Below are 11,862 nucleotides of genomic sequence, written 5' to 3' on the forward strand. Positions count from 1 at the left end.
ATTCATTATTGTAATGATCGGTACAAAAATAGTGCGAAAAAAGAGCGCACTAAGCGCCACAAATAGACTCTATTGTTCCTTTGATAACTTGTTCAGACAACATCCGATTTTGCATCGATACATTAAGAACACGGAATCCGTAATAACTGCTTAAAAGCAGACTAGCTAATTCCTCAGCTGATTGCTTCTTTGAAATTTCACCTGTTTGCAATCCTTCCTCCATCACTGTTTCAATAGCTTGTTTAAGAAGTTCAACATGCTTCGAGAAAATTTCTTGTACCATTAAATCGTTTTTAGCACGTTCTATACTGGCATTAATCAATAAACATCCTTTTTGATCCATATTCTCAAAGTCTTCTTTCAATGCCCATTCAAAAAAATTACTTAATCGTTCTTTAACTGGAATTGAAGTATGTAACAATTTCCTTTGTTCCCTAATCCCAATTTCATGGTAGCGTTCTAATACTTGTTTATACAGTTCATGTTTACTACCGAAAGTATTGTATAAACTTCCTTTTCCAAGTCCTGTATCACTGCATAAATCTTGTGTAGAACACCCTTCATATCCTCTTAACCAAAATGTTTTCATTGCAACATCTACAATTGAGGAATAATCAAACTCTCGAGGTCTGCCGCGTTTATTCAATCGTATCCTCCTCTCATTTTAAAGATAACATGAATAGAATACCCTTTTTGTACCATGCGGTCAATAATTTTGTTTTATTGTTACTGTAAAATAAAATTTGATTATTTTAGATTACGAATAATAAAAAATAGCCCCCTTATTCAAATTGCCTAGCGAAAAAATCACGTTTTAATAGACTTCTTTATCATCCCTACCTTTCTATAAATTACTAGTTATGAAACAAGGATCGTTTCATAACTAGTAATTTACTTGATTATCTTGATAGGTATGGAGTAGTGCCCCTATAAACAAAACCCACCAGAAACATCTAAAATCTGCCCCGTTACCCAGCGGCTATCAGAAGAAGCAAGGAATGCTACTGCATCTGCAATATCTTCAACTTGCCCTATTCGCCCGAACACAGATGAGTTTGTAGCAAAATTTCGTATTTCTGGATTATCTAGCAATTTTGCATTGATATCTGTCTTCGTATATCCAGGCATAATTGTATTCACTGTTATACCTCTTTCTCCAAGGTGTTTAGCTAGAGGCAGTGTCATCGTATTAAGCGCACCTTTACTTAAGCCGTATGCAATTGAGCCTGTAAAACCAAGCCTTACTTCAGCTGATGAAATGTTAATAATGCGACCCTCTGCTCGTATTAATGGTAATGTTTGCTGAATTAAAAAGAATGGTGCTTTAATATTCACAGACATAATTTCATCAAAAACTTCTTCTGTCGTATTTTCAATCGTTCCTTGTGTACCTATCCCTGCATTGTTTACTAAAATATCAATCTCTGATGTACCAACTTTTATTTGTAATTCATTCTTTAACTGTTTTACTAGCTTTTTGACACCATCAATTGAATTGAGTTCAGCTTCAATTAAGAACGCTTTTCCTCCATTAGATTCAATCTCACTAATCGTTTCATCTGCAGCTGTTTTATTTCGGCCGTAGTGAATCGCAACTAATGCACCGTCGTTTGCCAATCTCATCGCAATCGCACGACCAATTCCGCGACTCGCCCCTGTTACTAACGCTACTTTTCCATCAAGATTCTTCATTTTTTCCATCCTTCCTAAATTTCTGTTTGATAAAAATCTATACTTATATTTTCATGCAAACACCAATCATTTTAAATATAGATTTATAGGTAATTTAGCCCGTTCACTTATGATATTATAGTTATAATTCGTAATTTACTTTAGAAAACAAAAATAAGGAGGCTACACAATGCAAAACGCCGTAAAACTGGATGAAATCGATCATAAAATTATGAACTTGTTGTATGAAAATGCGAGAATTTCTGTTTCAGAAATAGGACGAATTATATCCATGACGCAACCTGCTGTAAAAGAACGTATTAACAAGCTTGAAGATCAAGGAGTTATAGCGGCTTATCGAACGAAATTTGAGCCTGCAAAAATTAATAAAAACATTCAAGCATTCATCATGTTTAAAACGAGCCAATGCTCTGATTTTATCCAGTATTGTAATGCAGCTCCTGAAGTAACAGATTTATTTCGAATTAGTGGGGAATTTAATTATATGATGAAGGTCATGAGCGATTCGATGGATTCCCTCGCTGCATTTTTAGACTCCTTAATGCAATTTGGCTTGTCATCTCCTTTAATAGTATTAAAGAGTGAATTTGAGGAGAAATTGTCGTTTTGATAAAGGGATACGTATTATCCTCACTAACAGTAAAAGTTTCTCTTTCTTGAGAAAAACCAACAAAATCAATGACTAGTAAACAAAAAAGAACATTGATATTTCAATGTTCTTTTTGTATCTCTACTTATTAATTAGATTACTCTTTGAAAAGAGCACTTTAATCCCCTTACCCTTGATTCCTCTGCGCCTCTCTAAACTCCTCCTTCACCTTCTCTAACAACCCTTCTTCCGTAATTAATCGATACGCCGTATTTGCTAATGCTTTTGCCGATGTAATTAATGCTTTATCTCCAAGTTCTGAACGTGCTGCTTCTCTAAATTCATTCGTATGTGCAATTAAATCATCTGGTCCGATTTTAATGTACGGATGAATTGTCGGTACGACTTGACTTACGTTTCCTGCGTCGGTTGAACCGATCCCTACTCTTTCTTTACGATTTACATCTTCACCTAATAGTTCTAGTTCTTCCGCTACGATATCGTTATATGTTTTTGTTACGAGTAATTCATCGATTTCATTTTGGAATTGATGAATTTTTACTTTTGTACCTGTTGCTAACGCTGCTCCCTCAGCAATGTTTTTTACTTTTTCTGTTACTTCTGCACATCTTTTTCGCGTTGCTGCGCGGATGAAGAATCTTGCTGCGGCATAGTCAGGAATAATATTAGGTGCTTTTCCTCCCTCTGTAATGACGCCATGAATTCTCACGTCTGACGGAAGTTGTTGGCGAAGTGCATTAATACCGTTATAAAGCTGAATAACCGCATCTAATGCGTTAATCCCTTCTTCTGGCGAAGCTGCAGCATGAGCTGTTTTTCCGTAAAAATGAAAATCAAGTGGATCGACTGCTAGTGAAGGACTCGTTGTCGCTGTTTTTCCGCTCGGATGAATCATAAGCGCCGCATCAATATCTTTAAATAAACCTGCCTTTACATAACTTGATTTCGCGCTACCATTTGGCCCGCCTTCTTCTGCTGGCGTACCAAACACAACAACTTCCCCGCCAATTTCTTCAAGCGTTTCTGATAATGCAATTGCTGCTGCAACACTAATTGTGCCGATTAAATTGTGACCACACGCATGGCCTAGTCCTGGTAAAGCGTCGTACTCCGCTAAAAATGCGATTGCTGGTCCTTGTTTTCCAGAGCTTTTTCGCGCGATAAATCCCGTTTCATGTCCAGCTATATTGTGCTGCAACTGAAATCCTGCACTGCCTAGCAATAAACTTAACGTTCTAGATGCATAAAACTCTTGGTTACCAATCTCTGGATTCGCATGAATATCATGACTTGTTTCTATGTACTTTTCCTTATTTCTTTCGATACTCTCTTCAATTGTTTTTCTTTGTGACGTTACTCCTGTCGCTCCCATTGTTCTTCCTCCTTTTATTTTCACATAAAAAAGCCTCTTTCTAAAAGATAGAAAGAGGCTTCTGTATATACAGTCAAAATGAGCTTCTTTCTTATCTTTCAAGTTACCTTGCTGGAATTGGCACAGTATTCATAACGAATCCGCTGCCGAGGTATCATAGGGCCAGTCCCTCCACCTCTCGTGATAAGAATTTTCATAAAATTATATTAAATTATTTTTTATTCTAAGTTCATTCTAAGTAAAAGTCAAGGAATTCCTATCCGAATTTACCGAATATCTAAAAATCCTTTTAATACACCAATTGTTTCTGGTGCTTGCAGTCTTGCACATACGTACGGAAATTCCGCACTACCTTCAAACATCATTTGAGATGTAAGCGGTGCGCCTGCCCAGAAGATTTCATCATCAATTACGATAAACGGGAATGCTTTATTTTGTCTTTGTAACTTTACATTTTTCAGTGGAACTGGTCCATCACTATAAACTGTTATCTGTGCATTTGTACGCATTAACGCTTGCCATACTCGCTTATCCACTTGTTTTGTACTTGGAAGTGAAATAATAATTTTTCGTTTTGCGGCTAGAATATCTTTTAATAGCCCTTTCGGCTCTTCAAGATTCATTTCCATAAACCAGCGTAAACGTTTCGAAATTTTCCGTTCCCACAATTGTCTTGATGTCGTGCGATCATACACATCTCCATGACGTTCTATATGAGCTGTTAATTGCGATAACGCTTGTTTTCTAGAAAGATTTTTACGCATATAATGGCAATCTGATAATTGAATGAACTTCCCTCTCGCCCTTGTCACTGCTACATTGACGAGGCGATGGTTTTTGTGATCAAAGAATAATACGCCAGGTCGTTCCTGCGGATAACTGTCAACTGTATCAAAGATCATCATATCTCTTTCAGAACCTTGGAACTTATGAACTGTCGCCGCTAAAACTGGTATGTTTTGATATTTCGTTCTCTGCAACATTTCTCTAATACACGTCGATAAAAAGCGTGACTGCGCCCTGTAAGGTGTCACAACACCAATAGACTGAACACCGTCTAACAATCCGATTAACATCATTTGCATCGCTACTAAACCAGACATAATGTTAAAACGTGAACCAGAAGCAGCATCTTTTAACGAAAAAGCTCCCATTTGGCTCGTATCAAATAAAACACTCGCTTCATTTGCGAACGGCTGCAATTGCGCAAGTTCTTTACGCTCTGAAACAGACGGATGATCGTATACTCTATTTTTATAAATAAATGAGTTTGTAAACTTCGATATATCCGCATGCATACGTCTTTGTTCCTGCAACATAAATAGGTTCGGATGCGCTTCTGATTTATTTACAGAATCAACAATCCCAGCGTGGTAAAACATATCTTCCCCAAGCCATTTGCGAACGAGTTCATGGTTTGCCATCGCAATTGGAGGTAATTGTAAAAAGTCGCCACAAACAACGATACGTTTTCCAAGTGAAGCAGCTAATGCGATTTGCGGAACGAACGCCATACTCACTTCATCTACGACAACTAAATCGAATGTACGCTCATAAATAAGTGAATCAATGGCACATTTCGATAAAGTTGCACCAATTACTTTCGCATTTTCAATATACTCTTTTTCTACTTCTTTAATTTTAGCCTTTTGCTTTCGAAGATCACTTTCAATCTCTTGTATACGCTTCTTATCAGCAGATGTTGCTTTATACGATAAGATTTTTTCACGAAGATCTTGGCGTGTCTCTTCTAAGTAGAGTCTTTCCTCACCCCATGATCCGTTCGTCGTTTCAACTAACTTAGATGCAAGTAACGTTTCATGATTTCGTATATGTTCATGCTGACTATAACCGTAACGAACAATTTCGCCAGGCGTCCATTTCTTTTTCTTTTCAATTTGCTTCGTTACTTCACTCATTAATACGTCTACTGCCGCGTTACTATGAGCTAACACAAGTACCGATTTTCCTTTTTGATAATGAGCCGAAATAATACGTGATAAATTGTAAGACTTCCCTGTTCCCGGCGGTCCCCATACGTACGTTGTCGGATTATAAAACGAACGATATGCCAGTTCATTTTTTGGATTTTTCATCTTCTCAATATGTTTCGGACTGCTCGTCCCATCAACAAGACGCTTTATACGATTACGTTTCAGCTTATCTTTACGTGCTTCTTTCAATCGCTCTTGCAGTTGCTCTAAAAGTTGCCACGGTTCACTGTATAAAACCGCTTCTCTTATTTCACCTTGTATATAATCATTTAATTTCAGTTCTATTTCTAATCCATGTACAGATAATACTTCTCCTGTCGCTTCCTCACCATCGAACTCAATTCGAATTGGTGAACCTTCAGGTAAGCTTACTTCCGAAATAAGCTGAAATATATACACTGTATTCTCATAATCTGTATATAAAAAACGACCGTTCATGATAGAAATTTTACTACCACCTATCGTTTTCCAATGTTTAATTTCATATGCTAATGCATAATGCCACTCTTTCATCGTTTCTGATAATGAAGGAGTTTGAGTAGTTGTATTCATCGTATAATCTCCTTCCTTCTCCCCAAACATACTTTCTCACTATACCATACAACACGCTAAAATTTGTAAGGTTTTTATCTTGCTTATTTTCTTAATTTTCAATAATATATTGTATATAATTTTCAGAAAGAAGGAATCTACATGCCAGTTAGAAGAATTGAACACGTAGGACTTATGGTTGCAAACTTAGAAGCATCTATCTCATTTTATGAAGAAGTAGTCGGCTTACAGCTCCTTAAACGTATGGGGCACCCGAATCCAGATTTAAAACTCGCTTTTTTAGGTGTGGAAGAATCGAAAGAAACGATACTCGAACTCATTGAAGGCTACAATTCTTCCTTGCCAGCAGAAGGAAAAGTACATCACATTTGCTTTAAGGTAGATTCATTAGAGGATGAAATTGAAAGAATACTAAAACACGGCGTAACCTTTTTACTAGGAGAAGAAATCGAAACATTACCAGATGGAACACGTTACATATTCTTCGCTGGTCCTGATGGGGAGTGGATTGAGTTTTTTGAGACGGAGAGATAAAGGGAAACTTTAGTCAGCCCACAATAAACGGGATAATAACTTTATGATCCACATAAGGAGTAGAAACTGATGAAGACAGTTTTTATTATCGTTTTTTGGTACTTATACTATTGATGTCATGGGGGTATTTTGCAATTCAAAAATGCTGTTTACTTATAGCAGTATCTTTTACGAATGCAAAAATAGCCAAAATACGCAAGCAGTTCCGCATAAAAACTTGCATATTTGAGGCTGTTTAATTGTACTCCTTATTTTGTTAAAGTTACCCGTCAATTCAATTCCAAAGACCTCAGCTGACAATTAACTCAAGTACCGATTTCGGATGACCCTCATGTGATGAAGTTCGTGTTCTGTATCCGCTACACTATCTGTAGCAAAAGTTGCTATCTCATTTTCTTCAACACTTGACAAAGTAACACCTTCTTTTCAAATTCAAAGAAAAGTTTTTATTTTTCAGCATAAAGCATTATAACTCAACTGTTTTCATACAAAATTTTATGAAAAAAAGAAAAGCGAGGATCCCTCATATCCCCGCTATACCAATGATGTATAAAATCCTATATAAGAGATACATAGACAAAAAACAAGAACCCCTGTACATACAAGGATTCTATGAAATTATTTGCTACCGATAATGGGGCGTTGTGTTAACTATATACGAATATCATATTCATCCAAAATTGCCCTTATTGATGGTACAATTAAAGTCTTGGAGGGGGATTATGGGAATTTTTTTATATTTTGCATTTTATTTTGGAGTACTGTTTCTTATAATTGTTACTGCATTAGTTTTATTTATTATGGCTGCATTACCAAAAATCTGGAGTAAAAATCTATCATTCGTAATGATCGGTTTAGGGATAAATATACTTACTATTCCGTTGTCTTTTTTTATAGGTGGGATGGCAACAGATTCTCCTGATAGTACTAGGTTAGATTTTTGGAAAGGATTTTTCTTTATTCAAAAAATACCGCTCTTTTTACTGAGCTTTTTATTATTTTTAACTGTGGTGTTGTGGTTTATTCGTAAGAACAAGAAAAAAGTAAACATATAGAATTTCAAAACGACTTCCAATAACAAGAATTATGTAAATAAGCTGTCCATGTGGACAGCTTATTGTTTTTTTGCTTAGCGTGCAAAATTCGAGTCTTGTTGGCGGTACCCCATCGCTATCAAGCTAAGCTCATACAACATCAAAGTCATTACAGCTCCATGAGTGCCTAATACTATTTTCTGTCCTCGATAGGTGTTTAATAATTCTTTTAAGACTTTTGTCGCACGTTTCTGACAGTCGACATTAGACTCTCCTCACGTTAAAGCAAATTCGGGGTCTAAGTTTGGGTTTTTACTTCCAAAAATATCTTAGCGTATAAGGGGATAGGAGACGATTCCCGGTATTAGGTTAGGGGCCACTCTGGGATGTGATTACAAATAAAAAAGAACTTTATTCAAGTCCCTTTAATCTACGATAAAGATCGACCTAACTTACACATGTAATTTGTCATATTTGTTTAAAAATCAAATATATATTCTCTACACTCCCCAGTTATCAGTAGGTCATGTATTTAAAAATCTAAAAAGGTCCTTTTAGATTTTCTGAAGAGACTTTTTACTTCAATAAAGTATAATAAAAGCCGTAGGAGTTTAATGCCTACAACTTTGTAAAAGGATCTTGATTCACTATAAAATATCCTCTATAGATTTATTCTTAAAATTTACTTTTAACTTGATGTTAATGTGACGTAACCTTAAATATTTAGAAATTTAAAAAGCCCCCTAATATTGTTAAAGGGGCTTTACTCATACGAATGATAATTTTTATAAATAATTGCTAAATAGTGAATTTACATAAATGCTTTTAGAAGCTCTTGAACTAATGGGATTGCTCCACCTATAAATTTTAAAACTGCCATTGCGATTTCCATATTATTTCCTCCTCTTTTGTTAGTACTGGGATGTGATTAAACTTTATACCCTTATTATAGTAAACGCTTACATTTGTAACAATACATTTCTGTATGCAATATTGCATATTTATACATTTTGACAATATTTAACCTCTATTAGTCATTCTTTAATGGTACCATAACGAAGTGAGAGTCTTTAAGGGTTCTCCTTAATAGGAGGAAATATGGAAAAAGTTCAAGGTATTTACAGTAATATAAAATTTAAAAGTTGGTTTAAACAAGTATTAGCTGTAGGAGGAATATTAGGATTCTGCTACTTGGTGTTATATGGTTTTTGTTTTTTAGTTGATATGTAAATATTATACAACGATACTAGTGGAGTCTTGCCTACAGAGGTAAGACTCTTTTATTGTACTTGAGATGAACAAACTACATACAATAGCTTTCAGGTTCTTCAGATTTCTCTGTATGGTTCTTTGTTCCTCTATGTTCTAGACCCACTATTTCCTATCATTGAATATAAATGAACTTCCATTTATATTGAAAATACAATTTTATTGATAAAAAATGTCTTTTTACTAGATACATATTAAAAAGAAAAGTATAAGTTGTATTCCATTTCGGTACAATCTTTTTATCTTTGAAAAGGACTTAAATCTTATTAATAGATTTGAGTCTTTTTTGTATACATCAATCTCTATATAACCATATAAATATAATATATTAAAAATAATTTAAATGCAAGAATACTTGTAGAGGAACCGCCAGCACTTCGAAAAAAACAAGCTAAGCCAAAAAATACAATAGGCTGCCCATATGGACAGCTTATTTACATAATTTTCTTTATGGGAAGTACACTTAAGGCCATTTTTAACTTAATAGGAGTCTGATATCTCAAGTTTCTTAGCTAATACCCAGCTATTTAGGCCTAAAGATGCATAAATATTGTAATAAAAATAATTCCCATTTATCAATGTTTCCTATAATTCTTTAGTATCTTCATAGAACATAGGCCAACCTTGCATTAAGATATTATATATATATTTCTTACTACAAATATGGACGGTATTATCCTTGTTGCAGTTTTAATTTTAATCAAGTCTATTGTAATTACACAGATTGAAATATCTATTCAATTTCAAAAATAGTAAAGGAAATGCATATAAAAAGATCACTTGTCTTAGAAACAAGTGATCTTTTCATTAGATATACTGCAACTTGCTAACAGCAGGTAATTGTTATCCTATTCATATGTTCAATAGATATCATAATACATTTTTTAGTTATATAGACGGAATTGTTTCTAATAAAATGAGACCAAAAATATTTCAAAAGGTACCATTAATTATTTAATGCTTTAAAAATGCAATTTTGAACCTTTCGAAGCACTAAATTAGATAGATTTTAATAAACTTCGAACTTTGTCTGCATCAGGATCTCACAATTGAGCCTGAGTAATTAATCCTGTCAACATAGCAAAAGAGTCCTGATTGAAACAAACTCTTTTATGAGTTTTACAAGAGTAAACTTTTAAACATATAATTACATTTCTACTATTTATTTTACCACTTGTACAGATACTGGTTTCCACCCCTGATTCTCTACCCAATCAATATTAACCTTATATTTTTTATTACTTTGTTTATCTCGTACATTACCGTAGGCTTTATTATTACCATTATTTCCAATAAAATCGAAAATCAATTGGCTCTCTGGAACATCAACAGCATAAGAGATTGCTTTTTTCATCTCACTCCAATCTACTGTTCCTTCTTTAAATTTCATATCAGGTTTTGCTCCTTGCTCTGTACCAATTGGCTTCCATGAAGGATTAGTTTGAGGATCCTTTTCTTGAGATACCGTTTTTTCTTCCTCTTTATTTTCAGTTCCGTTCGTTTTTACCGATTTTTCTACTTTTTGTTTCCCTTCTAACTGTGCTGCTTCTTTATCTTCAGTTTTCTTCTCTTCTATCTTTGCTATTTCTTTATCTTCAGTTTTCTTCTCTTCTATCTTTGCTGTTTCTTTATCTTCAGTTTTCTTCTCTTCTATCTTTGCTGTTTCTTTATCTTTAGTTTTCTTCTCTTCTATCTTTGTTACTTTCTTTTCTTGAGCAATTGCTTTCTTTGATGTATTAGAAGGGGTAAACAACTGGTATGTCACTATACCAACTGTCACTAATACCAAAGTAAATGCAATATTAAAAATTGCCTTTTGACGACGATTCTGTTGTTTTTCTTGAAATCTGCTTACTTGTCCCATTCTTCAAACCTCCGTTTTTACTTTCTCCTCTACTCTTTATGTATTATCCCTAAAATTCTTAATATTTTTATTAAACAATAGAAATAAACTACACTTTCCATACAGGATTTCATATCATAATATAATTTGTGTTTTTTCAAGTATCTGACATATGTTATTCAAAATAGTTTAATACATTAAAAATTGATAAGCTTCTGCACTTAAGAAACCTTCAATTTTATTCAAAGGTGATTCCAATTACGTCCACATTAGATCTCCTGTAGAAAGCTTTTTAACAATTAAGCCTCTTCTTCCCTTATTTATAATTTTTAAATTAAATTTCCCTCTATAGTATAATAAAGATGTTTCGTTTTCTAATGGGGTATGTCGTAAAATCAAAAGAGATTTTATCTCTTTTACCTTCTTTTCAGAGTAAATTTCACCACTAGGAAATTCTATTATTCCTAATGTAATCTTTAATTCGCTCTCATCAAAAGTCCACTCTTTATTAAGTTCTCTTATCTTTTGTATAAAGCTTCTTTTGGTTTGTCCTATATAGAGCAATGTTACATTCTTAGCAAATACTCTAGAGATTGCAAATATCCCCTTCTTAGAAGCTTCTTCCCTATTATAAAAGTCATTTATACTATACATGCCATACCACTTAATATGTACTGTTTCTATGAATCTCACCTCGTTTTTAGATAATATTATAATTTCTGAATGTTCAAATTATTATGGGTACATATGCTTGATTACTTGAATTATAAATTGTGCTTTTCAATAATACATTTTATTATTACTAATTTCAATAATGAAAAAAAATACAATACTATAGTTTAATTACAAAGCTGTATAAAAAACAAAGTGATGTCGTGCCACATATTTTCTTTTTTTACAATATCAAACTATCGTGAACAAAATTTTAAAAGTTATGGAATAAAAATACAATGTGTATGTAC

General features: G+C 33.9%; 10 protein-coding genes, 2 pseudogenes and 1 riboswitch. Of the genes and pseudogenes, 4 read left to right on the forward strand and 8 right to left on the reverse strand.

Annotation, left to right across the window (positions count from 1 at the left end; genetic code table 11):
* Positions 1–49 precede the first annotated feature (49 nt).
* Complete coding sequence (locus AC3EMB_RS15505) at positions 50–646, reverse strand: TetR/AcrR family transcriptional regulator (protein ID WP_001042196.1); 597 nt, start codon at positions 644–646, stop codon at positions 50–52.
* A 281-nt stretch (positions 647–927) separates the two neighbouring features.
* Positions 928–1,692 (reverse strand): SDR family oxidoreductase, encoded by a 765-nt coding sequence (locus AC3EMB_RS15510; protein WP_488517117.1) that lies wholly within the window; start codon positions 1,690–1,692, stop codon positions 928–930.
* A 169-nt stretch (positions 1,693–1,861) separates the two neighbouring features.
* On the opposite strand from AC3EMB_RS15510, the gene AC3EMB_RS15515 reads away from it, so the two are divergent.
* Positions 1,862–2,302: an Lrp/AsnC family transcriptional regulator gene (locus AC3EMB_RS15515; RefSeq protein ID WP_001178563.1), complete on the forward strand. Its 441-nt coding sequence runs from the start codon at positions 1,862–1,864 to the stop codon at positions 2,300–2,302.
* A 166-nt stretch (positions 2,303–2,468) separates the two neighbouring features.
* Here the strand turns inward: AC3EMB_RS15515 and AC3EMB_RS15520 are convergent, their stop codons facing one another.
* Together AC3EMB_RS15520 and AC3EMB_RS15525 are read right to left on the reverse strand one after the other, a co-directional pair.
* Positions 2,469–3,674 carry a M20 family metallopeptidase gene (locus tag AC3EMB_RS15520; RefSeq protein WP_000501365.1) on the reverse strand — a complete coding sequence of 402 codons (1,206 nt, stop codon included), beginning with the start codon at positions 3,672–3,674 and terminating at the stop codon, positions 2,469–2,471.
* Positions 3,675–3,762: 88 nt separating this feature from the next.
* Positions 3,763–3,864, reverse strand: a riboswitch (SAM riboswitch).
* Between the two features lie 76 nt (positions 3,865–3,940).
* Entirely contained in the window at positions 3,941–6,250 is a 2,310-nt protein-coding gene (locus AC3EMB_RS15525) for an AAA domain-containing protein (protein WP_488517118.1), read from the reverse strand.
* Positions 6,251–6,361: 111 nt separating this feature from the next.
* Between AC3EMB_RS15525 and AC3EMB_RS15530 the strand changes: the two genes are divergently transcribed.
* Both AC3EMB_RS15530 and AC3EMB_RS15535 read left to right on the forward strand, forming a co-directional pair.
* Complete coding sequence (locus tag AC3EMB_RS15530) at positions 6,362–6,754, forward strand: VOC family protein (RefSeq protein ID WP_095690581.1); 393 nt, start codon at positions 6,362–6,364, stop codon at positions 6,752–6,754.
* 722 nt (positions 6,755–7,476) lie between these two features.
* Positions 7,477–7,809, forward strand: a complete 333-nt coding sequence (locus AC3EMB_RS15535) for a hypothetical protein (protein WP_095690580.1) — start codon at positions 7,477–7,479, stop codon at positions 7,807–7,809.
* Between the two features lie 134 nt (positions 7,810–7,943).
* Here the strand turns inward: AC3EMB_RS15535 and AC3EMB_RS15540 are convergent.
* Positions 7,944–8,102: pseudogene (locus AC3EMB_RS15540) on the reverse strand (histidine phosphatase family protein); the annotation flags it as partial.
* A 497-nt stretch (positions 8,103–8,599) separates the two neighbouring features.
* Positions 8,600–8,787, reverse strand: a pseudogene (locus tag AC3EMB_RS15545) (hypothetical protein).
* Positions 8,788–8,886: 99 nt separating this feature from the next.
* Between AC3EMB_RS15545 and AC3EMB_RS15550 the strand changes: the two are divergent.
* Entirely contained in the window at positions 8,887–9,018 is a 132-nt protein-coding gene (locus AC3EMB_RS15550) for a hypothetical protein (protein ID WP_000416933.1), read from the forward strand.
* A gap of 1,201 nt (positions 9,019–10,219) precedes the next feature.
* On the opposite strand, the gene AC3EMB_RS15555 is transcribed toward AC3EMB_RS15550, so the two are convergent.
* Positions 10,220–10,921: a YrrS family protein gene (locus AC3EMB_RS15555; protein WP_095690579.1), complete on the reverse strand. Its 702-nt coding sequence runs from the start codon at positions 10,919–10,921 to the stop codon at positions 10,220–10,222.
* 237 nt (positions 10,922–11,158) lie between these two features.
* Positions 11,159–11,593, reverse strand: coding sequence for a hypothetical protein (locus tag AC3EMB_RS15560; protein ID WP_015055158.1), 435 nt, complete (start codon positions 11,591–11,593; stop codon positions 11,159–11,161).
* Between the last annotated feature and the right edge of the window lie 269 nt (positions 11,594–11,862).

The organism is Bacillus sp. LQ16 (genome assembly GCF_057784645.1).

Bases quoted from the DNA above. Each gene is read 5' to 3' on its own strand.
- AC3EMB_RS15510 (WP_488517117.1), bottom strand. From the start codon at position 1,692: ATGAAGAATCTTGATGGAAAAGTAGCGTTAGTAACAGGGGCGAGTCGC.
- AC3EMB_RS15515 (WP_001178563.1), top strand. From the start codon at position 1,862: ATGCAAAACGCCGTAAAACTGGATGAAATCGATCATAAAATTATGAAC.
- AC3EMB_RS15520 (WP_000501365.1), bottom strand. From the start codon at position 3,674: ATGGGAGCGACAGGAGTAACGTCACAAAGAAAAACAATTGAAGAGAGT.
- AC3EMB_RS15525 (WP_488517118.1), bottom strand. From the start codon at position 6,250: ATGTTTGGGGAGAAGGAAGGAGATTATACGATGAATACAACTACTCAA.
- AC3EMB_RS15530 (WP_095690581.1), top strand. From the start codon at position 6,362: ATGCCAGTTAGAAGAATTGAACACGTAGGACTTATGGTTGCAAACTTA.
- AC3EMB_RS15535 (WP_095690580.1), top strand. From the start codon at position 7,477: ATGGGAATTTTTTTATATTTTGCATTTTATTTTGGAGTACTGTTTCTT.
- AC3EMB_RS15550 (WP_000416933.1), top strand. From the start codon at position 8,887: ATGGAAAAAGTTCAAGGTATTTACAGTAATATAAAATTTAAAAGTTGG.
- AC3EMB_RS15555 (WP_095690579.1), bottom strand. From the start codon at position 10,921: ATGGGACAAGTAAGCAGATTTCAAGAAAAACAACAGAATCGTCGTCAA.